We start from the raw sequence: 26,880 nt of genomic DNA, 5'->3' as shown, positions 1-26,880 counted from the left end.
AGGTAGCATGAAGAAAGTTTTGCTTGTGTTTTTTCTTAAAAAACGACCTTAGAAAATCAATAAGTGCTACAAGGAGACCTGGCCGGATTTGGTAGTTGGAAATGTGAGTTTTAGGGTAGTTCCTCCCTCCGTTGGATGGGGATAGGCTTTGATAGTGCCTTTGTTTAGTTTTACTAGCTCTGCACATACCAGTAGTCCTAAGCCTGTGCCTTTTTCGTTGTTTGTACCTATAGAAGTAGTGGTTTTGAAGGATGAGGTTATTTCTCCGTCCCATTCAAAGCTCTGTCCTGTGTTGTGGATAGTACACAAAACATGGGAGGGTTCGTCGGTGATAGTTATTTGAATACTCCCCCCTGGCAGCGAAAATTTGATAGCATTATGAATGAGATTGGAGAGGATGATTGTCAAGTGGTTTTCGTCTACATAGATGAAGTTTTGGGAAGATTCAAAAAGGAGTACTTTCAATTCTTTTTCTTTAATCATACCTTCAAGGGAAGGGAGTATGTCATTGATGCTATCTAACAAAACCAAATGTCGAGGATTTATACGTAAAGTATTTTGTTGAGAAAGAGCCCAGTAGAGGAGGTTTGTGAGCAAGTTTTCGAGCAATGTTAGTTTTTTGCGTAGGAGTGGTATCAAAAGATGCGTGGACATCAGATTGTGCTCGGCCAATTGGAGTGTATTGTTCATATCAGCTAGAGGACGCCGTAGGTCATGTCCCAAAATTCCGAAGAGTTTATCTTTGGTATCGTTCAATGATTGCAATTGTTTGCTACGCTCAGACAAAGCACGATTGAGGCGATTGACTTGATAATAAGACCAAAGCATAAAAAACAACAAGAATAAACCCACTGCCACAATTCCCCAGAAGAGTCCTTTATCTCTTTTTCCTTTTTCTAGTTCAAGTTCTTTTATTTCCAGTGTTTTACGAAACAACTCTTTTTCTTTTTCTTTCTTTTCTAATTGAAATTTAGCTTCAACAGTTTTGATGACGGCTAAATCATTTTTTTTCTTTAAGAGACTGTCGGTCTTATACATTTCCTCATAAACTTCTAAAGCTTCCTGATACTGCCCTGTAGCTTTTAAAATATCAATGAGAATCGTCAATACTTCAAGAAATTGTTGGCGAGGAGGAAGACCTTTCAAAAGTTTGTGGGCAGACTTGGCGTATTTCAGGGCTTGTTTGTGCTGGCGAGTAGCTAGCAATACTTCTGCTTTTGTCTGATAGACACTTGATAAATTAAAATGGCGATTAGGAGTGAGGTAGTTACCGGAGATGATTTTTTCTGCTAGATTGATTGTTTGTATCGCTTCGGAATATTTTTTCATATGGAGGAGGCTTTTGGCTATATAGGTTAAAATCTCTCCTTCCAAATCGGCACCTTCTTTGAATTTTCCTTTGCGTACTAAGTGGAGGGCTTTCAAATGAAACTCATGAGCATGTTGATATAGCTTTTTTTTGTCTAAAGCAGTTGCCCAAAGCTCATACGCGTATATTTTGTCAGAGTCTTTATTTTTCTTTTCTGCAAAATCTATAAACTTAAGCATGTATTTTTCTTCGTTTTTAGAATCCCCTAAATCTTGAAAATCAAGAGATAATAAGTTGTATACATGCCCTGTGTAAGTATCTACTTGGTGGAGTTCGTTATAGAGAAGGGTACTTAAGTATTGACTAATAGACTCTTCAAATTTATAGGTTTTTGAATGCAGCGTACCGATGCGGTACATCACAAAGGAAGCTTCTTCCCAATTTTTATTTTGATTAAAAATCTCAAATGCGCGATTTAGATACACAAACGAAGAATCAAATTGGGTTTGAGTTGTATGAAATTGGGCTAGTTGTACACACAAACGCCCGTGATACTGTTGTTGTGTTTTGAGCTGAGTGTTGGTCTTTATTTCTTGTTTTAGTAAACCCGATAGCGTATTCCATTGCTTTGGAGTGAGGGTATCATAAAACTCTAGAAGTTGCGAGTCGGCGCGGTCGGTAAGAATGAGTGATTGCAGATTCTGGGCCATTAAGGGCAATCCATGAAATTTTAATAATATCCCTAAAAGCGAGAGACGTAACCATTTCATGTCTTGCGTTAGCTGAGGTTTAGTACATTGTTAAGTAAAAAGTTTTGTTTTTTACCCGCAGGAGTCCGCTGAATAATACAAACGCAGATTCTCGCTAAAAAAAGCTTTATATAGTTTACAGTCTCCTATCTGCGGCTTTAAATCTGCGCTAATCGGCGGGGGAAGTTTAAAAAAATTAGCTAACAATGCTTTTGATGTATTGGGGTAATTGTATTGATTTTTAGGGGATTATTTAGGCTCTCCAAACCACCAAAAGTTTTTTAAAGTATCTCGATAGGCTGAACCAATCGGAATTTTGGTAGAGCCTACAAAAAGTGATTTGGAATCAAAACCACTTACTTTATCTAAATTAACAATAAAAGATTTTTGTACACGCGCAAACGAACGTTTGGGCAAACGCTCTTCTAAGGTGGAAATAGGTTCGTTTACAACCAATGTTCCTTGGGAACCTATGAGCTTAGAATATATCCCAAATGCTTCAATGTAGTCGATTTCTTCAAATAAAAATCGGCGTAATTGGCGGCCAGCTTTAACGAATATGCTATTTTGACTAGTGATACTATTGCCAGCTATTTTGATGGATAAAGCACGATTGATAGCCCTGACAGTTCGGGGAAAGTGCAAAGGTTTGAGCAAATAGTCTGCCACATCGTAGTCAAAGCTCTGAACTGCCAAATTGGGGTCGGCTGTTGTAATCACCACTGGAGGGGGAGTTACTATCATATTCAGTAAATCCAACCCCATAAAGTCTGGTAAATGAATATCCAAAAAAAGCAGGTCAATGGGTGAAGACTGAAGAATACCAAGCGCATCTATCGCTGATGTACAGATGATAGGCTTCTCAAAAAGAGGAAGTTGCTGCAAAAATGACTCTAATAGCGACGCCGAAGTTGCATCGTCTTCAACGATAAGGGGCAAATAGTTTCTCACAGGGTAAATCGTATGTAGTGGTATACCTTTTATGCAAAAATAAGCATATATCCTTCATAATGTGTGCCAATTTACACTATAAAACCATATACTAAATTGGTTTATATGGTATAAATGGAAGGTTTCATTCCTTAAATAAAAGTTTTCGTTGTATTTTTTTGAGGGTTTTGTTCTGGAAAAAAAATTTTCTCAAAATATCTAATTGGGATACTGATAACGACTTTCATGATATTAAATGGATGTTTTTGTGGTATAAATATTCCAAATAGGTTTAAAAAAGTTCCAATTGGGCAAAACTGGCAGGGTTGTTGTTAGTTTTTTAGGCAGTACTATCCAAAATCTTGTCCATGCCTAATCATTTACTAAGAACCCGATCCGAATAAGTGCAGTGCTTCTGAGCCTAGAAAGGCTGCTTTGCATCCCCTGATTTAGTAGTGAAAATCAGATTTTTTACTTCCTCTCGAAAGGGGGAAGTCGGGATGTTTATGTCCTATTTTTTGTAACCGTACACGCATTATCAATTTGTTTAAATCTATCAATCATATGATTAAACACTTTATGTTGAGTATTTTATGGCGCTTTTGCGACACCATTGGAAGTAAAGTTGTATACTTTCGAGCTGCGCTAGCAACTTTTGTGGGAGTATTAGGGTGGCTCTATCCTTCTTGGACTCAAGCCCAAATAGTAACCCCTACTATTTCTGCTTTAGAGTCTCGTTGTCAAGCCTCGGGAAAGGTAGTAGTCACTGGTGAGGCTACTTATCTGTACTCGCTCACGGGAGGAAATATCCCAGGACAACTTGGGCCTTTTGATGGGCCTAATGTCACGTTTGAACTTCTTGCTCCGGGTAATTATACCCTGACGATCATTGATCCTGCTACCAACGATGAGAAGACCTTCCCTGTATCAGTGACGGGCAACTATCAGCAAAACTGGACGTTTACCACAGCAGTGTCGTATTTGCCCTGTACGGGTACAGCCCCTACGGTAAGTATCGGTAGCCTGGCTATTACGGGCGCTACTGCTTCTCAACAGCGCCCCGATTATTTCTTTAGGATTTCGACTAAAAATGGGGCACTTCCTGCTGATGGTACAGTACCGCCTCCTTACGATACAACTTTAGCGGGATCGTTTCCGATTGTATATCCTGCCGGAATGGGCGGTACTTACGAAATACAAGGAAGAGACTCTTGTGGAAATTACAAAACTATCAAAGTAACCGTCCCTTCTTCCATACCGGCTCCTACGGCTTCGTCTTCTTTTGTGAAGTTTACCAATTGTAACGGCGATGCTGAATACAAAATCACCGCCAGTGGTGGCAATGCGCCTTATATTTTCAAAGTCAAATCAGGTCCTAATCAGGTAGGAAATGAGATTACAGATCCTACATCTGCTACTTTCACATTAACAGCAGGAGGCACTTACGTGATTTCTGTAACCGATCAGTGCGGAGGCGCCCGAGATGTGACTGTGACACCCAAAGCTTATACTTCGCCTACTACGTCGGTAGGGACTTCGGTGGGGATATGCGGTGCGCCTGGTGACAATGGAACCGGCTCTATTCGCTTGACTACTACCGCAAGTTCGGTAGGGATTGGTCCCCTAACTTATACGATTACGAGTGTCAGCTGTGGTGTAAACATCAGTGTTACTTCGTCTAACTTTGATACTACTTTCATCAATCTGCCTCGTCCTTGTACTTATACCGTAGAAGTAAAAGATGGATGTAATAAGATAAACACTCGTACGGTAGAATTGACAGGCCCAGGGCCTCATTCAATGGGTTGTAGTAAAACTATCCAATGCCCATCGGGAGCGTCTGAACAGTATCGCCTCCAAATGTCGGTAGCTGTAAGACCTCCTTACAATCCTACTCCCAACTACACTTTTGTTATAAAAGACAGTACTACCAATACCGTCGTTTATACTTCTACCCAAAGTAGTGCTTCTTATACTTCGTCGGGATTAGCACCGGGCAAATACTATTTGAGTATCACTGATGCTTGTGGCGCTATGTGTACAGATTCAATCATAATTGGTACTTATGCCAACCCTACTGTATCCGTAGATGCTACAAACCAATGTTTTGGATCAGGACAAGCCAATGTAATCGGTATCAACAACCGTGGTCCCGAAAACGGATGGAACAATATTTATACTTACCGAATCATCGCACCTTCGGCATCACGTGTCAACGAAGGACCTGAATCGGATTCGCCTACTCACACAGGACAGTTTTCAAGCCTAGTGTCAGGTGGTAGCTATACTTTTTCTTTCAATGATGGTTGTAAAACCGTAACTACCCAAGTGACCATTCCGACTTATACCCAGCCAACTTGGGAGGTAGGATTTGGCGCACTTTGTGGAAATGCAACGGTCGCCAACCTACAAATCATGAATTTGCAGCCTGAAGGTCAGGTAGTAGGTCCTTATAAGTGGCGTATCATTAGTACCGATTCACAGCTGTATGGTAGCACTGCGCCTTACAACGGTACATTGCCTTATCCAAATTCTATGGGGCAAGAAGATTCGGTATTTATAGGGCTTCCTGCCAAAAATTTGGCGGGAGAAGTGGCTACTTATCAAATCCTTGGTAATGATGGTTGTAAAAATTCTTATCAGGGTTCTGGAAAAATCGGAGCGCTTCCTGCTGAAACTTTGCTTTTAAATACTACTACAGTATGTGCTGATGGCTCTAGTTTGTTGAGGGCGCGTGTATCTACTCCTATTGTGGGGGGGACGTATCGCTACTATCGCAATGGGGTTAAAGTGGCAGAAAGCAATAAACTTTTTACCAATATTGTTCCGGCATTGCCAGGTACATATACTGTTAAAGTAGTAGCTAGTACTTTGCCTGATAGTTCTTGTGTACAAGAAGCATCAGAGGTAGTTGTTCAAGCATCTGCTACTTTGGTCACTACCGACCCCGCACCTGTGTGTCCAGGAGTAGCTGTGAATTTAACTAATACTACTGCTGGTAGCTCAAGCGGTACAATTACCTTCTACAGAGACAAGAATTTGACCCAAGAAGAAACAACTCCAACTGCCGTTACGACCGCCCAAACTTACTATGTAAAACTCGTACCTACTGGAATCAATAACTGTGTGTTGATTGACAGCGTAGTAGTAGCCAACAAGATATGTGTAGGTTCTATCGGGGATTATGTATGGAAAGATGCTAATGATAATGGGATTCAGGATAACAACGAGCAGGGCGTAGCGGGTGTTATTGTTCAACTTTTGAATGCTACTAACAACAACGTATTGGCTACGGATACTACGAATGCCAGTGGACTTTATGGTTTCCCAAATCTCCAAAGTGGTACTTACAAAGTCAAAATTTTGGTGAGCAGCTTGCCTGATACTTGTCAAATTACGCCAAAGTCAAATGTCAATACTGGTGGAGGAAATGATACAAATGACTCTGATTTTGACCCAATTAGCGGCGAAAGCCCCGTCATTACTATTGACGTTACGGGGTCGGGACTAAACAAAGATAATCCTACCATTGATGCAGGTTTGTATGTGCCTTGTGTAAAACCTTCCGCAGGAGCAAATCAAACTTTGTGTGTGGGTACGACTACTATCGACCTAAAAGATGCCTCGGCGCTAGAAGCTTGGAGTAAAGGCTCTCAGCCCGCAAGCACCAACGCTGCCATCAACCCTAGCTCGGGAGTAGTGACGGGACTTACGGTAGCAGGAGACTATTATTTTATTTTGACTTACAAAGGCCAAGCGGCCTGTAGTGATACCGTCAAAGTGACTGTTAATCCTCGTCCTGTAGCCAACGTAACTGCCAAGATACAAACGATTTGTCTGGGTGATGCCCCCTCAGCTTATACAGCTAGCCCAAGTGTGGGTGTAAGCTATGCTTGGTATGGACCTTTGGCCGATACTACTGCTAGTTTAGGAACGGCGATTGGAGGGCAAACTGCTGCTTCTTTCACTCCTAGTGGAGCCGCAATCAATACCGTTGGTACGAAATACTATGCAGTGATTGTAACTGACCCTACGACCTCATGTCAAGACACTGCTTTTACTACCTTGACTGTCAAGGCATTGCCAGTAGCTCAGGTAGCTGCCAAACAACAAAGCATTTGTTTGGACGAAACCCCCACAGCATACGTAGCTACGCCAAGTGTGGGTGTAAGCTATGCTTGGTACGGACCTTTGGCTGATACTACAACAAGTACGTTAGGAACGGCAATCGCTGGGCAAACTACGGCTAGTTTTACCCCAAGCGGTGCAGCACTTGAAGAAATAGGAACCCATTACTATGCAGTGGTCATTACGGATAATACTACTGCCTGTAAAGATACGGCTTATGTGAGTCTGACTATTTTTGACAAACCAGCGGTAGAAAATTCTCAACTAACAGTTTGTGAAAACGAGTCTGGTGCTGGAATAGGAACATTTAACCTTAGTAGCTTGAACAACACCGTTGGCGGAAGCAACAAAGTAGAGTGGTTTAGTAATGTAAAGCGTACCGCACCTATTACCAATCCCGCAGCTTACCTTAGTACTTCGGGCAACGTATATGTAGTCGTTACCAATGAAACTACTGGCTGCTCTGATACGACTTTTGTGACGCTTATTGTAAACACCAAACCCAACGCTGGCACCGATAGTACTGGAGTAAAGGCGATATGCAATGATATTGCTACCGTGAATTTGCCCGATGCTGCCGCTGGTGAGAGCTGGGCACAGCTGGGTTCTTCTCCCAAAGTCGTAACGATAAATCCTACTACGGGTGTAGTGACGGGTATGGATGCTATTGGTACTTATCGTTTTGTATTAACTAATTCAAACACGAACTGTGCTGATACAGTAAACATAGAAGTGAAAAACTGCCTCAAAGGTAGCTTGGGAGATTATATTTGGAAAGATACCAACGACAATGGTATTCAGGATGCTAACGAAGATGGAGTAGCTGGGGTGATTGTACAATTGCTCAATGGAGATACAAATGCACTCATTAGCACAGATACTACTGATACAAGCGGAGCCTACGGTTTTACGGGACTCGACAGTGGTAATTATAAAGTGAAAATGGTGCTTAGTAGTATTCCGGCAGCGTGCCAAATCAGTACTAAAAAAGACGTAGGTTCTCCTAACGACGATACCAAAGACTCTGATTTTGATCCGATTACTGGCGAAAGCCCCGTCATTGTCATCAATACCTTGAGTACTGGAATCGATAAAGACAACCCTACCATTGATGCGGCCTTGGTGGTGCCTTGTGTCAAGCCCACTTTTGCCTTGACAACCACTCCAACCTGCTCGCCTGATGTACAAACCTACAGCATAACATTTAGTGTAGCGAATAAAAACGGCACACTGAAAGTGGATAAAGGTATCATAAGCGGTAATAACCCTTATACCGTGACAGGGATTCCGTCGGGAGCGACCATCAAAATCACCGATAGCCTTAGTGCTATTTGTAAATTTGATACCCTGATTGTAGGGCCTAACTGTAACTGTAACCCTAATGTTCCGACCATTATTACGCCCAATTTGACCGCGTGCGAAGGAGATACCTTCCCTACGCTCAAAGCCATCGTGTTTGGTTTGGCTACGGTAGAATGGTATGCTACTCCTACGGGCGGCTCACTTCTTCACACAGGGCTTTCGTTCAAACCTGGAGGAATCGTTTTGGGAGATACCATCTTCTATGCGCAGGCTCGTAGTACTGATCCAGCTTGTTTGACCGACATCAGCTCGAGCAGGGTAGCGGTTACGATTGATGTCAACTGCCTTAAAGAAGTGGATTTGGCTTTGAAGAAATTGATAAGCAAAAAAGTCGCGGCCATTGGCGATACCATCGAATACAAACTTAAGGTATGGAATGAAGCGGATTTTGATGCTACAGGAGTAGTTGTTACGGATAGTCTCAATGCTGGGATTCAATACATAAGCAGTAGTGCTGTACGAGTAGCAGGAGGAAGTGCAGGTAGCTATAATCCAAGTACCTATCAATGGAATATTGGAAACATGGCCGCTAATGGAGATACGGTGGTCTTGACAATTCGGGTCAAAGTATTGGCGCAGGGTGTATGGTTTAATACCGCCGAAATCACCGCAACCAACGAAAAAGACCGCGACTCTACGCCGGGCAATGGCTCTGAAAATGAGGACGATTTGGATCGGCAGTGCTTTACGGTTCCCTTCAAGCTATGTGCAGGTGAAAAAGTAGAAGTAAGTGTGCCCGCCCAATACACCAATGTGCAGTGGTTTAAACAAGGCTCAGGGACTATTGTCGGAACAGGTAATCTTATTTTACTAGAAGAGCCAGGTACTTATACCTATACGGCGTCTAATTCAACTTGCCCCGCCGAGGGATGTTGCCCAGTGATTATTGAGCCTGGTGATAATTGTTGCCCCACCGAACTTTGTATACCTTTTTCTATCAAAAAGATTAAAAAGACTTCTCTCTAAGTGTATTAGTAGAGCCACTAGCTAGTTGTGGGTCTCTGAAGTAAGTTGACCTTCATAAATACACCGCCCGACGATAAATCACGATTCGCCGGGCGGTTGTTTTTTTATCAGTAACATCCAGTTGTTTACTATGTTTCTTGAAACCGCCGCTACGGTTTCTCTTTGTTTAATGCATTGATTTATAAAGAAATAGTTTTGTTTTCTATTAGGATAAAATCAACTAGCCTCACCCATAAATTTCTCTTTCAAATGTTCATAAAATGATTTACGGTCAACATAAAAACCTACTAAATTGGCGGTCATGGCAGCAAGCAATAAATAAAATATAGCCGAGTGGCGGTCGGTCATTTCTAGGACCAAAATAGCAGAAGTAAACGGCGAGCGTGTCACCCCCGTCAGGTATCCTACCATACTTACTAAAATGACTAAATTGTAATTGGTTTGTGTGACTTGCAGTACCTGGGCAATAAGTGCTCCTAAGGTGGCGCCAGCACTTAAAGAAGTCGCAAAAACTCCACCCGCACCTCCGCAAAGATAACTTAACACTGGACCCAAAAAACGCCCTGCAAATTCGTACCATTTGGCTTGTTTGTGATCCGTAAAAAGTAGACGATTCATAAGGTCTTTACCACTGCCACCCGTCTGAGGACCAGTGAGGTAGAGCAATGTAGCGAAAAGCAATCCTAAACCTAGCACAAATGCCACTTGTCGGGGTATGGATTTAAAATGCTTGTTTTTCCAATCACTCAAAAACAAAAGTAGTTTGGCCAGATAAGCCCCCGCCACTCCTGATACCATGCCTGCTACGATGATGACCCACACGAAAGAAAATCCAACAGGAGTGATTTTTGGGAAACCCAAATATAAATAAGGGCCGAGTAAAGCTTGGGCGGTCATACCCGCAATAATAACCGATGCAAAAACTGCGGTACGAAACTGAGTGATGTGGGTTTTGGTAAGTTCTTCTACTACAAACACAATTCCGCCTAAAGGAGTGTTAAAAGCGGCTGCCAATCCCGATGCCCCTCCCGTCACAAGCATGATGCGCTTCGATACAGGAGGCCAAAAAGAAGGTAGGAGACGGTTGACAAACCGAAAAATAGAAGCTGAAATCTGTAAAGTAGGGCCTTCTCTCCCAATCGCCCCATGTCCTAGCAGCATACTTAAACTGCTCGCGATTTTGACAATCGCAATTCGTATCCCAAGAAGCTTATCAACGCGTGTATCGTGGCGAGGATTGGCGAGTTCGATCGATGCCATGAGTTGAGGAATCCCACTGCCTCGGGCTGTAGGCGCAAACTGCCACACCAACCACCATGATAGCAAGAAAAAAACAGGAATAAAAACAAAACTCCACCAAGGATATTGAATCACCAACAAAGCACCTAAGTGCTCAAAAATAGAGAAAAGTTTTTCGTAAGCTACTGCTACAAAGCCTGTTAAGATAGACGCAATCCAAAAAGGAAGGGCTTGAAGCGTAAGCGTCCGTACTTCTTTATTAACAATTTTGTATTGTAGCCATTCGAGGCTATCTCTTAGTTTTTGGGTAAGCCAAGTGATTCTGTGATGCATAGCAATGAAGCGTGGAGGCAGTGTTTGAATTCAAATAACGAAAAAACGTTAGCAAACGCAATCGGTTATGAGAGATTTGTAAAATTTATGTTTTCAAAAAAAGTGAGTATGTTTGGCCTAAGTAGATAGTTCTGCACCACTTATTGTTCTAAATTTTTATGTATTCCACTACCAGAAGTACCATATTGATATATTTTTTGTTGAAAGCTTGTTTAGGTTTTTCTCAGACTAATTTTGTAAAAGGAGAAATTTATACTTCTTCAAAAGATACCATCTCAGGGTATATTGATTACCAAGAATGGACCCAAAGCCCGCTCAAAATTTCTTTTAAGAAATCTTTGGATAAAGAAATAGAGACTTTTACGACTTCCGATTTGCTGGGTTTTGAGATAATAGATACAAAAGAAAAATATGTATCTATGGATATCACACTCGAAAAACTCGTACGCGATATGGATCTAACGAAGTTTGGGACGATTGCTAAATATGCCAATCGTAAAAAAGACTTGAAGCTCAAATCTGCTTTTATGAGGGTACTATCGAGCGGCAAAATCACACTCTATCATTTTGCCGATAATGAAATGGGCGAACATTTCATTGTCAACAAAGACAATAAAATTGAACCTTTGATTTATCATGTTGCGATGATTGACGAGGGGGCGTTGCACATTACAACTTATCAAGACCAACTTCGATTACTGACTGCTGATGGCTGTAAGTCTTTGCCTATCAAGAATCTGTCTTATAAAATAGTGCAACTGAGTAAGGTGATTGATAGTTATAATGCTTGTTTTGCCTCATCAGAAGTGGTAGCGACTCAAACAAGAGAAAAAGGAAAATTAGAATGGGGAGTCATGGCAGGGATCAACGTCAATGCATTAAACCATACCATTTACAAAGACATTTCGGATGATGCTTCTCGTGACGAATGGCGTGCTTTACCTACTGCGGGAGTATTTTTAAATTACCAAGCGCCTCGCCTTCGGGGGAGATTGGCACTGCAAAATGAGGTTTATTTTTACCGTTATCAAAAAACTTTTACAACTAGGAATGGCGATAGAAGCTTTCATCATCTATTGAGCTATATCGGTATCAACAATTTGATTAGATATAGTTTCAAAATCTCAAATCCTACTTTTTATATGTTAGCTGGGATTTCAAACGGCGTTATGATTAAAAATGAAAGTTATGTTGGATTGTTAGGCAGTAAAAGAAAATTGGGGGAAGATTTTCGAAAACATGAAGTAGCAGTGGTGGCAGGAGTAGGGTCTCGTTTCAAAAAAATGGCTTTTGAAGCGCGTTTTACGCTAGGAAATGGGTTTACTCCTTATCCAGATTATCGAAGTATAAGCAAATCACTCTCTTTTATGGGGAGATATTATATAAAATAGGATGCTATGAGTGATCAAAAACCGTCAAACCAATAATCGAAAGCAAAGCTAGAAATCGCGGCTTCGCTAGTATTTTCAAATCATTTAATTTAATGGAAAACATTCAACATCAACAAAATGACAAAGGCGGTTCGTTTGATTATATTTTGAACGGACAAAAACTGGCCGAAATGGCTTATATCAAGGCAGGAGACACCAAAATCATCATTGACCATACGCAGGTAGATGACAGCCTCAAGGGGCAAGGGATTGGTAAGCGCTTGCAAACAGAGCTTGTCGCTTATGTGGGAGCAAATGATATCAAAGTGATTCCGCTCTGTCCTTTTGCCAAAGCTAATTTTCAAAAAATGCCCGAATGGCAAGATGTGTTAGCCTAAAAAAGAATCAATAATATGTCAAACGTTCAGATGATTATTGAAGAGCGTCCTGCCGATATTGGCAATTTTTTGGTAGGACGATTGTTGCCTTTTCGTGGCAAGAGAATGGTAGGCCCTTTTATTTTTATCGACCACATGGGGCCGGCTTATCTCAAAGAATATCAGAATATTGACGTAGGGCCACATCCTCATATTGGACTATCTACGTTGACGTATTTGTTTGAAGGCAACATCATGCACCGCGATACCCTCGGAACGATAGTAGAAGTAGCTCCTGGCGAAGTCAACTGGATGACCGCAGGGAAGGGGATTGTGCATTCAGAAAGAACCCCCGAATATCTGCGTCATTCAGACAAGCACCTGCATGGCTTGCAGATTTGGGTGGCTTTGCCCAAAGAACTTGAGCAAATGGAGCCTTCTTTTCATCATGTGGGGGCAAAAGAACTACCCACTTGGCAAGAAAATGGGGTTGAATATAAATTGATTGCAGGGGAGGCTTTTGGACATAGCTCGCCTGTGCCTGTATATAGTAAACTGTATTTGTTGGAAATCAAAAGCCCTACACGCCAAACCGTCCAGATTAGTCATGGACTTTATGGCGAAGCAGGTATGTATATTCTGGAAGGCAGTATCGAAGACGGAGGCATTAGCTACGAACCAAGACGAATATTGGTGGCCAAAAATCCACAACTTTGTGAATTTACAATTGAAGCCAATTCCACCGTATATGTGTTTGGGGGAGAGCCTTTTCTGGAAGAAAGATTTATTTTTTGGAATTTTGTAGCCACGAGTCAGGACCTCATCGACAAGGCAAAAGAAGACTGGCAAAACGACCGATTTCCAAGGATTGAAGGAGAAGGCGATCTGGTGCCTTTGCCTTCCCCTATTCCCAATTTAAAACCCAAAAAAACATAGACTCCTAACGGCTCGCAAGCGTACGTAGTTTGGTGTTTTGGTTGCGTATGCGTTGACACAGAATCTTGATGATATTTCTGAGTACTTCGCCTCGTTCATCCATAAGGTCATAGAAATCAGTTTGATCGATGCGGAAAAGGTGTACATCGCTGAGGGCAGAAACCGTCGCTGAGCGAGGTTCGGCATCGAGCAGGGCTAATTCGCCAAATACATCACCACGGCCAAAAGTGGCCAATTGGACATGCCCGTCATAGATACCTACTTCTCCGTCATAAATGACAAACATACTTGTTCCTAAGTCACCTTTCTGGAAAATCGTTTCTGCTTCTATGTAGCTTATTTCGCGCATGATAGGAGCAATACTACTGAGCACGTTTTCGGGGGTTTCGGCAAAAAGATCCGTGTTTTTCAGAACCATGACGCGTTCCGTAATCGAAACAGTAGCGGTGCTAGAAGAGTGACTCATGAGTTGTAAATCAGGATAATTAAATAGTTGGTCGAGCGGCATTCCCCTTAAAGTGAGACGAATCGTCCAGTCGGTAAAGATACGGGGGCCGTTTTGGAGAATGTAATTTTTAATGGATTCTTTGGCCGTAAAACTACCCATTTGCGCATCAATGAGGCGGATTTTATCGGCATCGGAAGCATTGTCGAGCAGCGCATACAAGCTTCCGTATACTTGGCGGGGGACGATATTTTCTAGTAACTCCAGCGAATTGGCGCGACGCTCGCGTGAACTATGCAAAATACTCGTTTGAGTACTTGAAATGGCTTCTGGGTCATAGAGCTGTTTCAAGAATCCAAAAATACGCTGTACGATAAGGTCTTGCTCGTAGGTAAGACTATTTTTGAGGTCTTGTTCGAGCGGTTCTATTTGGGCATGTAAGAGTCTTTGAGCTAAGATTAGTTCTTCTTGGAGGAGTTTTTTAAATAATTTTTCTTCCTTTTTGAACGAATCAAAATGATGTAATACTTGTAAGGCCGCCGTACGAACCGATACATCGGGGCGTTGCAACAATTCGATGAGCAACCCAAAAGCTTCGGGTGTTTTCATTTGGGCGCAGGCAGCTACCGCACGGCGCGCCGTAACAACATCGGCATCGGCAGAGAGGCGTTTTTGGAGCCAAGGTAGAGATTCTTTTTCGAGCAAAGCCAAGCTTCTAGCGGCAGCCCGCCAATGGCGTTTTTCGGCCAAAAAGTCAATCAATTTTTCTATCAATTCGGTAGCCGGAAAAACACTTGCTGTATGAATAGCGGCGTCAACCACCTCTTCATCTGAATGCTCAAATGAGAGCTTTACGAAATCTTGAAAGGAATTTAGTTGCAGCGTTTTTACGATTTCAAGTACCGCCAACTGACTCCTATTGTTGGGGTTTTGGCGCATTGCTTCAAGCGCCGTAAGGGCAAATTTATGGGTTGGGTTGGGCTTGAGCAATCCCAAAATTGCGCCCTTGCGTACCATTAAGTCAGGTTTGTAGAGAAGTTCTATTCCATTCTTTTCGGATTCTTTGCTGACGATACGCGCTGCTGTTTGCCGGATTGCAGGCGCCACATCCTCCAACGCCATTTGTTGTAATTGACTATTTTTAATCACCAATCCCAACTTATCAATTGCTTCCAATGCACTCAATCTCACTTGGTCGTGAGGATACGTGAGTAGCTCACCGATAGAAGTCTGTAGCCTGTCGGAGGAGACTCCATGCATACGATTTTGAGCGAGCCATTCGATGGCGTTTACTATTTCTTTAGGCTTCGTACTTTTGAGATTACGTAAAATGGCGTGAGTCGCTTCGTCCGGAATTGCCAAATCTTCTACGGCTACAAAACGCTTGCTGAGGGCATCTTGGAGGGTAGAGACGTATTGGCGATAAGTACGATACAAAAACCACAATGAGAATATAGCTCCCACGATGATTTCTTCTACCAAAAACCACTCGCTACCATGCCACAAATGATGACTCAAATAAAGCATCAGTCCACCGATACCAAGCCCTAAAGGTTCATAAAAACCCTTGGCTAGGGTATGTCCTCTGAGGCGTTGGTGGGTAGAAAGCGGCTGAAACAATACCAAAAATACGGGGTCAAACAATGCCCTACGTACTACCTCAAATCCTAAATATACAAAACAGTAAGCGATGAGTTGGATAGATTGGTCAAAATCGCCCAAAAACACCACCGTCAATCCCAAAGCCGCTCCTAAACCTCCGATGGGTAGCAAAGCGAGTACGCGGTTGATACCAAAATGCTCGATAGTCTGGCGCGACACTACAAGTTTCACAAACGTGGCGAGTAAGTAGGTAATTGCCAAAACACCGCCAAGGTATTTCATGACATCTGCTTGGCTGTGGAGCTTGTATTTGACATTGATAAAAAACGCGTATTCAACCCCCGTGGCCATAATCGCGACTGCCGTCAGGCTCAGACACATCGCAAATATCAGTTCGCTACCTCCAAACAACTGCGTAATAAGTCGCGGGAGAGGTTTGCGGTGAAGAGGCTCAGAGCCGTGTCCCGTAGAAACATGGTGTGAACGAAAAGTCAGAACCGCCGTGTACATCGCTGCCCAAAAGAATCCAAACGCCAAAAACAACAGTACTATTAGTTCTGTATGACCATGAATGAGTACCGCAAGCATACCCCCGAGGGCTTTGGCGGGCATGTCTCCGGCACTGATTACCCCAAAAAGTCGTTTACTTTGGCGTACATCAAATACTACGGCTGATACGCCCCAAAATTCGAGATTGGTCAGAAGATAAATAGCACGGTAGCCCACCATAATCGTCACTGCTGCCGCAATAGAATGTCCTACATTGACCAGTATCAAAATAATGGCAGTGAGAACAATCACCGACCAAAGTACCCTGATGACCAGTTTGTCGAGAAGCAAATGGTGCTCAAAATAAGTATAAAGCTTCCCAATCAGCATCATTCCCACTGCCGAAGCCATGTAGGCAATAGGAAGGCTCGTTTCGGGGTGATTTTCGAGCAAAATGACATTGGCCGACACATAAATAAGCATGGTGCCGAACCCCAAGAAAAAATGATGTAAAAAAAACAGTCCGACGGTTTTGACTTCATCGGCTCTGATTCCTAACGAACGATACAGTGGGTGAGGCAACATAAAAGACTCTCTAGCCGAGTACAGTCGGCGGGTTAAGTAAGCTAGTGTTTATGAAAAGACCGTTTAGCTTTTTCAGTTTTTGACAAAAATACGGATATTGGAGAAAAAACAACGGTAAGTGAGGTGTATCGCCAACGATTCATCATAAATCCTTAATATTTTTCGGCTATGAACTTTGTATATCCTTTCTTGGTGGCGTTTTTTCTTCTGCCGTTTGAGCAAAAATTTTTGAGGCTCAAAGAAACTCTTCCACACTGGGATAAACGATTAAAGTATACTCGACTCATTGGATTTGGGTTGCTAGGTTTCCAAGTTGTTTTTAGTATCAAATGGTTGGTTCCGCCCATTTTCTTTGGATTATTGGCGATGTCGGCTGTACCAGCCTATTTGCTTCGCAACGAAACCCCCAAAGCTCGTTTGTTGCTTTGGATGATTGGCCCTTTTGGGATTGTATACTTGATGGATAATCTTGCCAAATATTGGACGCCTAAATTTTACAAATCGCACGAAGAAATCTTTGACTCCGCTACAGGTATGGCGCTACTTTCGATGTTTGTGTTTGCATTGATGGCGCGCAACCAACAAAAAAGCTTTGATAAAGCCCTCAATGAAGAACGCCTCAAAAGAGAACAAGAGGAAGAAGCTAATCGTATTTTGGAAGCTAAAAAACTGGACTTGGAGTCGCAAGTGGCTGAGCGAACGGCTGAAATTTTAAAACAAAAGGAAGAACTCCAACATGCCCTCGACAATCTAAAAGCGACCCAAGAACAGTTGATTCAATCAGAAAAACTGGCCTCTCTGGGCGAACTTACGGCGGGAATTGCCCACGAAATCCAGAATCCGTTGAATTTTGTTAACAATTTTTCGGATGTATCAGTTGAGTTGTTAGAAGAGCTGGAAGAAGAAAGGAAAAAAGAGGCCACTGAGCGAGATACTGAGCTTGAAGAAGAAATTTTAAATGATTTGATTCAAAATTTACAGAAAATCAACCACCACGGTCGCCGAGCCGCAAGTATTGTATCGGGGATGCTCCAACATTCGAGAGCAAATACGGGCAAAAAAGAAATCACAGATATCAATGTTTTGGCAGATGAATATATGCGGTTGAGTTATCATGGATTAAGAGCCAAGGATAAGTCTTTCAACGCCAACATGGTCACTGAGTTTGATCCTACCATGTCTAAGTTAGAAGTAATACCGCAGGATTTGGGACGGGTTTTCTTAAACTTAATCAACAATGCTTTTTATGCGGTATACCAGCATTCGCTTCGGCCCGAGATAGCAGGCAGTGGCTATCAGCCTACGGTTTGGGTAAAAACCAAAAGGCAGCCAGAATCTGTCGAAATTTGCATTGAAGACAACGGCATGGGCATCCCTGACGAAGTGAAATCTAAAATTTTTCAGCCTTTTTTTACCACCAAACCCACCGGACAAGGCACCGGCCTAGGGCTATCGCTGGCGTATGATATTGTTACGAAGGGGCATGGGGGTACCATTGAATTAGAAAGTACGGAAGGAAAAGGTACTAAATTTATTATTAATTTACCGATTGGTTAGTTTTTAAAACATTATTGCATGAAGTATTTTATTTTACTTTTAGTGGTTTTGTGCAGCTTTGGTAGCTGGGCACAAAAAAAGTTAGAACCATTGGATGAATCAGAGAGCTCTGGTACCACTTTATCAAAACATTGGAAGTGGCACGGTGGCGACAATCCCGCTTGGGCAAACCTCGCCTTGGTTGATTCTACTTGGGAGGCTTTTTCTCCTACCACATCTATTCACAAACTACCTTCCCTCAGAGAGGCCCAAATCGCCTGGTTTAGGCGTCCTATCAAGATTACACAGGCGCTCGTTAATAAGCCTTTGGCACTGAGTATCGATCAGGTAGGAGCGTCGGAGATATATATAGATGGCAAACTCCTGAAAAAATTAGGAGTAGTCAGTATTGATTCCAAAAAAGAAGTGACACATTCGGTAGAGAAGTTTATCCCTTTTAGCCTGCCCGATACCAATCTTCACGTGATTGCGGTGAGGTTTTCTTACACCAAATCTAACTTCTACTATCCTGGTACCAATCAAGAGACTTTCGAGCTTAGGTTTGACCAAGTAAGCAATATCGGGGAGATTGTGTACAACAGCGGCATACGCAAGTCAGAGATATTTTATTTGGCGATGGGGATTTTCTTGGTGTTTGCCGTTCTCCATTTTTCTTTTTATGCCTCTAATCGTGCCCGCAAGGTAAGTCTTAGCTTGGGTTTTACGATGTTGACTTTTGCCCTTGCGTTTTTACTGGAAAATCTCGAACAGCATCAATCAAACTCCTCTTTAAGACAAGTTTATCAACTTGTGGAGCTGATAGCAGTATATGCTGGGTTTATACTAATTAATACATCGCTTTATTTGTACCTAAGCCAGCCTTTTAGGGTGTTTTTTTTCCTACAACTAGGGCTGATAGTAGGGAGCTTGATATGCCTGATATTTGGTTATGAGATGCCCATTGCCGTACAAGTATGGCTTGCCCCTTTACTGATTTTTGTGGATTTTATAAGGGTGAGTCTCCTAGCCGACAGGCGTAGAGATCCCAATGCCAAAGTACCCATTTATTCGCTAATAATAGGCGCTGCTTTTTTTGCATTGGCTATCATGATTGTGATAGCTGGTAGCATGATGGTCGATAATTATAACTACGCCAAAAGCTCAGGCTTTCAAATGATAATCATCATAGCAATCGTACTTTGGGTACTCATGTTTTTTAGTATTCCAGTTGGGTTGTCATTTTCGTTGGTAAAGGAATACTCTCGCACCCACCAAGCACTGCGCAAAAAACTTCAAGAAGTAGAAAAACTCTCCGCCCAAAACTTGGCTCATGAGCAAGAAAAACAGCAAATATTGGCGGCTCAAAACGAAATACTTGAACGACAAGTAGCGGAGCGTACGGCCGAATTACACGAGTCGTTGGAAGAGCTAAAAGCGACGCAGGCACAATTGATACAGTCAGAAAAATTGGCCTCTTTGGGTGAATTGACAGCGGGTATTGCGCACGAAATCCAGAATCCTTTGAATTTTGTTAATAACTTTTCTGAGCTTAGTATAGAGTTGCTGGAGGAGTTGCAGGAAGAAAAACGTAAAATCAACATTGCCATAGAAGAAGATTCTCTAGAAGAAGAAATTTTTGGGGATTTGGTGCAAAATTTGGAAAAAATCAACCATCACGGCAAACGAGCAAGTAGCATCGTCAAAGGGATGTTAGAGCATTCGCGGAATCATTCTGGTACCAAAGAAATGACCGATTTGAACAACTTGACCGACGAATATCTTCGGTTGGCTTATCATGGAATGAGAGCCAAAGACAAAACTTTTAATTCGGACTTTAAAGCCAATTTAGACCCTTTGATTCCCAAAATAGAAGTAGTAGGACAAGATATAGGACGGGTGATATTGAATCTAACCAACAACGCTTTTTATGCTGTACATCAGAAAGCCCTGCAAAAATTACCTTCTTACAAACCATTGGTAGAAGTATCTACGCAGCTGGTGAGAAATGCGGAGGATGAGCAGTGGATAGAGGTCCGGGTCAAAGACAACGGTACGGGAATTCCTGATACTGTAAAGAATAAAATCTTCCAGCCATTTTTTACAACCAAACCTACCGGCCAAGGCACCGGGCTAGGCCTGAGCCTTGCGTACGATATTGTGACCAAAGGGCATAGCGGAGAAATGTCGGTAGAATCTCAAGCCGGAGAAGGTACTGAATTTATCTTTAGGTTACCAGTATCATAATGGACTAACATACGTCAAAACAGCCTTCTAAAATGAAAAAATTCGGTCTATTCATCGTTTTGCTTTTATACGTCAGTCAAGTTTGGGGGCAGAGTATCATTGGTATTGACTCTATTCCCTTGAAGGGGTTAGTCCTTGAAAAAAACTGGCGATGGAGCGCAGGCGATAGTCCCGAATGGGCCAATCCCGAATTTGACGATAGCGCCTGGAAAGAAGTGAATCCTACCCAAGACCTTGCCAATATCCCTAATCTTACTACCAAAGGAATAGGCTGGTTTAGGGCTACCTTAGAGTTTTCGCCGTTGGTAGCGCAGCAGCTCAGTACCTTACAAATCAGCCAAAGCGTAGCGTCGGAGATATACATAAACGGACTTTTGGCGCGTAAAATCGGCGTTGTCAGCACTAATCCAGAGCAAGTGAAAGCTGTCAATTTGTTTAACCATTACAATATTGGCTTGCCTTATTCGGTAAGTTATCCTTATGTTCAGATTTCAATTCGGGTGGCTTATGAGCAAAACCCTTTTTACAATCGTGTAGGCTTCAACCAAAGCCACTGTTTTAAAGCTACCGTTGTCGCTACCGAACATGCAAGTACCATTAGCCGAGCCATACGTCAGCAGACTTATTACGGGTGGTTTCAGGTAGGGGTATTTTTTATTCTTACCTTTTTGCATTTGTCGTTTTTCTCGTTGTATCGTACGCAGCGCGCCAATCTCTATTTTTCACTGACTACCTTGTGGTTGGGAATTGCGTTTTTGTGTATCCCGCTTACGTTAGATTATTTCGAAAACTTGACGGAGTATTTTCTGGCCGAATTTGTGCAAACAATCGCATTTCCTATTGCGTACTTGTTTTTGATACGGGCTATTTATGAAATCTACCATCAGCCTACGGGAGTACTTTATTGGATGATAGTGGTGTTTGGCATATTGGTTGTTATTTCACTCTTCACTCCTTACTCGTTGGGTTCGGTATGGGCTGAGCTAGGTACCGAACTCCTCATGACTGCCGAAGTAATCAGAGTGACGGCCTTGGCTTTGCGGCGGCATTTGCCCGGTGCAAGGCTTATTATGATTGGGATGGGAGTGTCGTTGGTGATGTTTCTGGTTTTTTACGTAGATATTTTGCTCAAAAACTATGGCTTCAGCCCAATGATTGAGAGTGGATTGGGGGGGGTTATTACTTACCAAATTGCGGTATTGTGTGTGCCTTTGTCGATTTCGTTGTATTTGGCGATTAGCTTTTCGAAAACCAATAAAGAACTCATCGAAAAACTTCAAGAAAACAATGAACTCAGTAAGCAAAACCTGCGGCAAGAGCAAGAAAAGCAACAGCTTTTGGCAGCTCAAAACGAAACCTTGGAGTGGCAAGTAAAAGAACGAACGGCACAGTTGGAGCAATCTTTGGAAGAATTGAAAGCGACTCAAAATCAGCTCATTCAGAAGGAAAAAATGGCAAGTTTAGGAGAGCTTACCGCTGGGATTGCCCACGAAATCCAGAATCCGCTCAATTTTGTGAATAATTTTTCGGAGGTCAGCATGGAACTCGCCCAAGAACTCGCCGAGGAGCTCGACCGCGAGCCTTTAGACAAAGATTTGCTGAAAGAATTAGCGGGTGATTTGACCCAAAATCAACAAAAAATTAACCATCACGGAAAGCGTGCGAGTAGTATCGTGAAAGGAATGTTGGAGCACTCACGCAACAATACCGGCGAGATGCAGCTTACCGACCTCAACGCGCTCGCCGACGAATACCTCCGCCTGAGTTATCATGGATTACGAGCCAAAGACAAGACCTTCAATGCCGAGTTTAAGGGGGAGTTTGACGAGAAGCTACCTAAATTGAAAGTGATGCCCCAAGAAATTGGGCGAGTACTGCTCAACCTTCTCAACAATGCCTTTTATGCTGTTCATGAAAAAGAACGCCTAAAAATGCCTAACTATCAGCCTTTAGTGACGGTTTCGACGCGTCATCGGCAAGACGGCAAGCAAGGAACGTGGGCCGAAATTCGGGTCAAAGACAATGGAATGGGCATCCCTGATGCTATAAAAACGAAGATTTTTCAGCCCTTTTTTACCACCAAACCCACTGGTGAAGGCACAGGGTTAGGGTTGTCGTTGAGCTATGATATTGTTACGAAAGGGCATAACGGCACTTTTTTAATGGAAAGTAAAGAAGGCGAAGGTACAGAATTCATTATTTCATTGCCTTATCATCTCATTTAGTTGATCTAGGTATTGTTGTTTTTGGGGTTTGCGCCAACGTTGGGCAGTGGCTGTCCAATATTGATGCGACGACAAAAACTTAACTTGGATTTGATTCCAAGCTTCAAGATTGGTAATCATTTCACGCTGGCGGAGTTCTTCGTAAAGAGAGTGGGCGATGGGCCAAAAATCATCACGACCGAGATAGTCTAGGTCTGCATCGGCGATGATTTGTTCAAGATGATTTTGTGGGTTTTGAGGAATTTTGGTAGCCATAATCATCCCACAAATTTTTTCGATTTGTGCTAGCGAATACCCAAAAGCGGGTAAGGTAAGGTGGGCAATACGGCAGCCTTCCTCTTCATGGCCTCGATAAGTAGTAATAAACCCCAAATCATGGTAAAACGCCGCAGTTTTCAGTAATACCAAGGATTCTTCATCTTCAATTCTTTCCGCTTTTGCAATTTCAAGAGCAGCGTTTACTACATCAAGCGTATGATGAAAGCCGTGATAAGTCAGGGTAGGTGACAGGTTTTTTTGTAGCTTTTCTACGATGTAATTTTCTACGGCTTGGATGTCCATTTGAATAAAAGATTATGGCACAATTTTCAAGAAAAGTTTGAAATTTCCAATCATTACCCAAAGTTCATGTGGTAATATGTGCTTACTGGGATAAGATGCATCGTTTCAGTGTCTCCACACATTCCTCTAATTCTGAAACAGTAGAAGAGGCAAAACCCAAACGGGTATGATGCGTCAAAGGAGCGTGAAATTTACCATCTGCAAAAAACAAACCTTTTTTGAGGGCTTCAGTAGCGAGCATTTCTAGGTCGATACTTGCGTCGAAACGTGTCCAAACGGCCATACCTCCGTCGGGGATTTGAAATTGGAGATAGGAGCTTAAATGAGTCGAAAGCAACTCACAAAATGCGTCGCGTCGGGTGCGGTATTCGCGAAGAGACTTGCGGAGATGTCGCTGAATGACTCCGTTTTGGAGCAATTCGGCAAAGGAGTTTTCGAGCATCAAATCGCCTTGCCGGTCGATGATGCGTCTCAGTTGAGACAAATGATGAATTGCATTTTCGGAACCTACCAGATAACCTACTCGAAAAGCGGGCGAAATCGCTTTTGTAAAAGAACCACAGTACAACACCATCCCTTGGCGGTCGGCACTTGCCAAGGGGAGAAGTGGTTGACTTAAATAATGGAAATCGTAGTCGTAATCATCTTCAAACACAATAAACCGATACGCTTCGGCCAAACGCAGCAGTTGAAGCCGACGGTCGGCGCGTAGCGCCACAGTAGTAGGGTAGTGGTGATGCGAAGTCACATATACCATCCGAATGGGCTGCTGTTGGCAGAGCTTTTCGAGGGCTTCGATGACCAAGCCGTGGGTATCTACGGGGATTTTGATGAGCTCGGCTCCTGCTTGTAAAAAACTCATGTTGGCCCCTCCCCAGCTCAATTCGCCTACTACGACTTTGTCGCCTTTTTTGAGCAAACCTGTACTTGCTAGATAAAGCCCCATCACGGTTCCACGGGTGATGAGGATATTGTCGGCGGTGGTTTTGAGGCCACGGGTTTCGTTGAGATAAGCCGATAGCTCTCGCCGCAGCCATGCCGAGCCTTTGGTATCATTGTAGCCCAGTTTTACATAAGGATTGCCGTGTAGAAGTTGGGAGCGATACGCCCGTGACAGTTCGGCTAAGGGCGCTAAACGTGGGTCAGGGAAGCCATCGTCGAGGTGGAGGTGAGGCGAAGCCCCCAATACGCCACGAGCCAAATGAGGTGCATTTTCTATCTTGAATCCTGCCGTTTTGGCGGGATTGCTGTTCTGATTTTGATGTTTTTCTAAAGGTGTTGGGTTGATTTCTGGTAAATTTTCTACCACATACGTACCACTTCCCGTGCGGGTTTCGAGCCATCCTTGTATCAGTAGCTCGTCGTAAGCCTCAACGACGGTTTGTCGGTGGATATTCAATAGCGCGGCCATTTGTCGCGAACCTAGTAGCTTTTGGCCTGCCCGCAGTTCTCCCCCTCTGATGAGCCCCATGAGCTGATTGGCAAGTTGTAGATAGGCGGCTTGCTTGGCGGTTTTGTCAATGCGAAGGAGGGATTGGTAAGCTACCATAGGCGGTAAAGTGGACTATTAGATTTATGAAAAGTGGACACTTCAAGCAATCCAGTAAAGGTATAATTTTGTATCAAAATCAACAACATTCATTTTTTCAACCCATGCAGCCCACTTCCAAAACTACTCCTAGCCGCTTGGCCAAACGCACGCGGCACGATGAAGAAGCTATTTACGCGATTTTAGACGAAGCTTTGTTTTGTACCATAAGTTGTGTTATTGACGGTCAGCCGTTCGCGATTCCGACGGCTTTTGCGCGTTATGGCAATTATGTGTATATCCACGGTTCGGTAGGTAGTCATTTTATACGTTCTATCGAAAATGGTGCACCCGTGTGTATTTCGGTAATGCTTACCGACGCCCTTGTGGTGGCAAAGTCTGCTTTTTCTCATTCGGTCAATTACCGCTCGGTGATTATGTTTTCGAGCGCCGAAAAAGTAGAAGCTTACCATCCCAAAGCAGAGGCTTTGAAATGGATTACGGAAAAAATAGTACCCAATAGTTGGGATTATTTGCGACCCATGACCGAAAGCGAAGTAAGAAAAACAACCGTTTTAGCTTTTAAAATAGAAGAGGCATCGGCCAAGTATCGTACGGGTATGCCCAACGACGAAGCTGAAGACAAAGCACTGCCGATATGGTCGGGATTGATTCCGTTGCGCACTATTCGCGAAGCTCCCCTTGCCGATGATAGCAGTCTGTCGTTACCTTTGCCTGCGCATTTGATTCCCATTGAAATTTCAATTTAACCCCCTATTTCCATGAAACGCTCCGGTATTCGGCATATGCCGCAGTTTTTTGACCGTTATATTTTGTTGGTAGATGATATTGATGTTATCGACGGCTTGGAACAAACGGCCTCGCTTTTCGAAACCCCTTCGGTCAAGCAGGTACTTATTGCCCTTGGCGACCAAGTGTATGCACCGGGCAAATGGACTGCCAAGGATATTTTGCAGCATTTGATTGATAATGAGCGCATCATGTCGTATAGAGCGATGCGTTTTGCGCGAAACGACCAAACCGCTCTTCCGGGTTATGATGAAGACCTTTTTGGTGCCAATACCACCGCTTCTCAGCGTAGCATCGACGATTTGTTGGACGAATTTGCCGTAGTGCGTCGCTCAACCCTCGCTCTTTTCAAGAGTTTTAACGACGAGATGCTTCATCGTGAAGGCATTAGTTTCAACCAACGTATCTCTCCTTTGGCCTTGGGTTTTGTATTGATAGGACATCCGATTCATCATCTTAGGGTACTTCGCGAACGTTATTTCCCGTTGGTACAGGGTTGAGAGAAACAACTGCTAGCAAAAATCCCCTTCAAATCTTGAAGGGGATTTTTGCTGTAGTACACTATAGAGTCAAACATTCGCTTAATAAGCAAACAAGATTATTTGAAATCATGTAATTCTTTGTTAAATCGGTCATTAATTTGACATCCTTTTGTTATTTTTTGCCAAATGAGCTACAAACTGTTAAAAGTCTTACCTTCTACCGACCATCAGTATTGGGTAGTGGATGAGGAGCATTTTTATGTGAATGCCACCGAAGAACAAGTCTTGTATGTTTACGATTTACAGACTTTAGAGTTGAAAAGCCAAATGGATTTCAAATTTTGTAATTCGCTTAAAAAAGTTGGTACCCGATTAATGACCGACAAAAGAGTTAACGGGACTCCCTATACTCACTTTGTAGATTGGGAAACAAAAACCTTTGAACCCTGTGTCTATGATGGCCTATCTATTAGTTTTTCTAATCCCTTTTTAGATAATACTTCTAGTGTGGAGTATATGCAAGGAGAAGAATATTTTGCAGGTGTTTTTGATTGGGGTTTGCAAGAGATATTGTGGATCAAAAGTGGTTTTGGACCCATGACCTTGTTCACCTCATTGTATGTACTAAATACAAGTAGTATCGGCGGGGTGATCAATGGTTATCTAACCTGCTA

The 26,880-nt window shown here is 42.8% G+C and carries 16 protein-coding genes; 10 read left to right on the top strand and 6 right to left on the bottom strand.

All coding sequences use genetic code 11. The features are described from left to right. Positions 1–66 precede the first annotated feature (66 nt). Both G563_RS0106345 and G563_RS0106340 read right to left on the bottom strand, forming a co-directional pair. The gene (locus G563_RS0106345; protein WP_084650779.1) at positions 67–2,079 is read right to left on the bottom strand and encodes a tetratricopeptide repeat-containing sensor histidine kinase; all 2,013 of its coding nucleotides are present in this window, start codon (positions 2,077–2,079) and stop codon (positions 67–69) included. Between the two features lie 228 nt (positions 2,080–2,307). Further along, positions 2,308–3,009: a LytR/AlgR family response regulator transcription factor gene (locus G563_RS0106340; protein WP_028664572.1), complete on the bottom strand. Its 702-nt coding sequence runs from the start codon at positions 3,007–3,009 to the stop codon at positions 2,308–2,310. 543 nt (positions 3,010–3,552) lie between these two features. Between G563_RS0106340 and G563_RS0106335 the strand changes: the two genes are divergently transcribed. Then, on the top strand, positions 3,553–9,444 hold the full coding sequence (locus G563_RS0106335; RefSeq protein ID WP_084650778.1) for an SdrD B-like domain-containing protein: 5,892 nt from the start codon (positions 3,553–3,555) through the stop codon (positions 9,442–9,444). Between the two features lie 216 nt (positions 9,445–9,660). On the opposite strand, the gene G563_RS33870 is transcribed toward G563_RS0106335, so the two are convergent. Continuing rightward, the gene (locus G563_RS33870) at positions 9,661–11,016 is read right to left on the bottom strand and encodes a chloride channel protein (protein ID WP_037326031.1); all 1,356 of its coding nucleotides are present in this window, start codon (positions 11,014–11,016) and stop codon (positions 9,661–9,663) included. A 158-nt stretch (positions 11,017–11,174) separates the two neighbouring features. Between G563_RS33870 and G563_RS0106320 the strand changes: the two genes are divergently transcribed. The 3 genes from G563_RS0106320 to G563_RS0106310 all read left to right on the top strand — a co-directional run bounded on the left by G563_RS0106320 (position 11,175) and on the right by G563_RS0106310 (position 13,699). Further along, positions 11,175–12,407: a porin family protein gene (locus G563_RS0106320; RefSeq protein WP_028664570.1), complete on the top strand. Its 1,233-nt coding sequence runs from the start codon at positions 11,175–11,177 to the stop codon at positions 12,405–12,407. Positions 12,408–12,499: 92 nt separating this feature from the next. Continuing rightward, positions 12,500–12,784, top strand: coding sequence for a GNAT family N-acetyltransferase (locus G563_RS0106315; protein WP_028664569.1), 285 nt, complete (start codon positions 12,500–12,502; stop codon positions 12,782–12,784). A 15-nt stretch (positions 12,785–12,799) separates the two neighbouring features. Beyond that, the gene (locus G563_RS0106310) at positions 12,800–13,699 is read left to right on the top strand and encodes a pirin family protein (protein WP_028664568.1); all 900 of its coding nucleotides are present in this window, start codon (positions 12,800–12,802) and stop codon (positions 13,697–13,699) included. 4 nt (positions 13,700–13,703) lie between these two features. Here G563_RS0106310 and G563_RS33865 read toward each other — a convergent pair whose 3' ends face one another. Next, the gene (locus G563_RS33865; RefSeq protein WP_037326028.1) at positions 13,704–16,820 is read right to left on the bottom strand and encodes a cyclic nucleotide-binding domain-containing protein; all 3,117 of its coding nucleotides are present in this window, start codon (positions 16,818–16,820) and stop codon (positions 13,704–13,706) included. A 168-nt stretch (positions 16,821–16,988) separates the two neighbouring features. Here G563_RS33865 and G563_RS0106300 point away from each other — a divergent pair, with 168 nt between their 5' ends. From G563_RS0106300 to G563_RS38805, 3 genes are read left to right on the top strand one after another with little or no spacing between them, the layout of a single operon-like run. Beyond that, entirely contained in the window at positions 16,989–18,377 is a 1,389-nt protein-coding gene (locus G563_RS0106300) for an ATP-binding protein (protein ID WP_028664567.1), read from the top strand. Positions 18,378–18,395: 18 nt separating this feature from the next. Beyond that, entirely contained in the window at positions 18,396–20,600 is a 2,205-nt protein-coding gene (locus tag G563_RS38810) for an ATP-binding protein (RefSeq protein ID WP_028664566.1), read from the top strand. Positions 20,601–20,632: 32 nt separating this feature from the next. Beyond that, positions 20,633–22,825 carry a sensor histidine kinase gene (locus tag G563_RS38805; RefSeq protein ID WP_051210796.1) on the top strand — a complete coding sequence of 731 codons (2,193 nt, stop codon included), beginning with the start codon at positions 20,633–20,635 and terminating at the stop codon, positions 22,823–22,825. On the opposite strand, the gene G563_RS0106285 is transcribed toward G563_RS38805, so the two are convergent. Then, entirely contained in the window at positions 22,802–23,386 is a 585-nt protein-coding gene (locus tag G563_RS0106285; RefSeq protein ID WP_028664565.1) for an HD domain-containing protein, read from the bottom strand. The two genes, G563_RS38805 and G563_RS0106285, sit on opposite strands and share 24 nt — an antisense overlap. An 82-nt stretch (positions 23,387–23,468) precedes the next feature. Further along, positions 23,469–24,935 carry an aminotransferase-like domain-containing protein gene (locus G563_RS0106280; protein ID WP_028664564.1) on the bottom strand — a complete coding sequence of 489 codons (1,467 nt, stop codon included), beginning with the start codon at positions 24,933–24,935 and terminating at the stop codon, positions 23,469–23,471. A 104-nt stretch (positions 24,936–25,039) separates the two neighbouring features. Here G563_RS0106280 and G563_RS0106275 point away from each other — a divergent pair, with 104 nt between their 5' ends. From G563_RS0106275 to G563_RS33855, 3 genes are all read left to right on the top strand, one after another. After that, complete coding sequence (locus G563_RS0106275; protein WP_028664563.1) at positions 25,040–25,684, top strand: pyridoxamine 5'-phosphate oxidase family protein; 645 nt, start codon at positions 25,040–25,042, stop codon at positions 25,682–25,684. Between the two features lie 12 nt (positions 25,685–25,696). Continuing rightward, entirely contained in the window at positions 25,697–26,224 is a 528-nt protein-coding gene (locus G563_RS0106270) for a DinB family protein (RefSeq protein WP_028664562.1), read from the top strand. Positions 26,225–26,392: 168 nt separating this feature from the next. Then, positions 26,393–26,880, top strand: a 488-nt coding sequence (locus G563_RS33855; protein WP_037326025.1) for a hypothetical protein, incomplete at its 3' end; no start/stop codon positions are given.

The sequence above is a fragment of the Runella zeae DSM 19591 genome, assembly GCF_000423565.1.
In the GTDB taxonomy this organism is placed as follows: Bacteria; Bacteroidota; Bacteroidia; order Cytophagales; family Spirosomataceae; genus Runella; species Runella zeae.
Note: the sequence above shows the minus strand (reverse complement) of the source record. Positions and strands in the feature narration are given on the sequence as shown.

Excerpts from the sequence above, each read along its gene's own strand:
- G563_RS0106345 (WP_084650779.1), bottom strand. The coding sequence starts at position 2,079 with ATGAAATGGTTACGTCTCTCGCTTTTAGGGATATTATTAAAATTTCAT.
- G563_RS0106335 (WP_084650778.1), top strand. The coding sequence starts at position 3,553 with ATGATTAAACACTTTATGTTGAGTATTTTATGGCGCTTTTGCGACACC.
- G563_RS33870 (WP_037326031.1), bottom strand. The coding sequence starts at position 11,016 with ATGCATCACAGAATCACTTGGCTTACCCAAAAACTAAGAGATAGCCTC.
- G563_RS0106320 (WP_028664570.1), top strand. The coding sequence starts at position 11,175 with ATGTATTCCACTACCAGAAGTACCATATTGATATATTTTTTGTTGAAA.
- G563_RS0106315 (WP_028664569.1), top strand. The coding sequence starts at position 12,500 with ATGGAAAACATTCAACATCAACAAAATGACAAAGGCGGTTCGTTTGAT.
- G563_RS0106310 (WP_028664568.1), top strand. The coding sequence starts at position 12,800 with ATGTCAAACGTTCAGATGATTATTGAAGAGCGTCCTGCCGATATTGGC.
- G563_RS33865 (WP_037326028.1), bottom strand. The coding sequence starts at position 16,820 with ATGTTGCCTCACCCACTGTATCGTTCGTTAGGAATCAGAGCCGATGAA.
- G563_RS0106300 (WP_028664567.1), top strand. The coding sequence starts at position 16,989 with ATGAACTTTGTATATCCTTTCTTGGTGGCGTTTTTTCTTCTGCCGTTT.
- G563_RS38810 (WP_028664566.1), top strand. The coding sequence starts at position 18,396 with ATGAAGTATTTTATTTTACTTTTAGTGGTTTTGTGCAGCTTTGGTAGC.
- G563_RS38805 (WP_051210796.1), top strand. The coding sequence starts at position 20,633 with ATGAAAAAATTCGGTCTATTCATCGTTTTGCTTTTATACGTCAGTCAA.
- G563_RS0106285 (WP_028664565.1), bottom strand. The coding sequence starts at position 23,386 with ATGGACATCCAAGCCGTAGAAAATTACATCGTAGAAAAGCTACAAAAA.
- G563_RS0106280 (WP_028664564.1), bottom strand. The coding sequence starts at position 24,935 with ATGGTAGCTTACCAATCCCTCCTTCGCATTGACAAAACCGCCAAGCAA.
- G563_RS0106275 (WP_028664563.1), top strand. The coding sequence starts at position 25,040 with ATGCAGCCCACTTCCAAAACTACTCCTAGCCGCTTGGCCAAACGCACG.
- G563_RS0106270 (WP_028664562.1), top strand. The coding sequence starts at position 25,697 with ATGAAACGCTCCGGTATTCGGCATATGCCGCAGTTTTTTGACCGTTAT.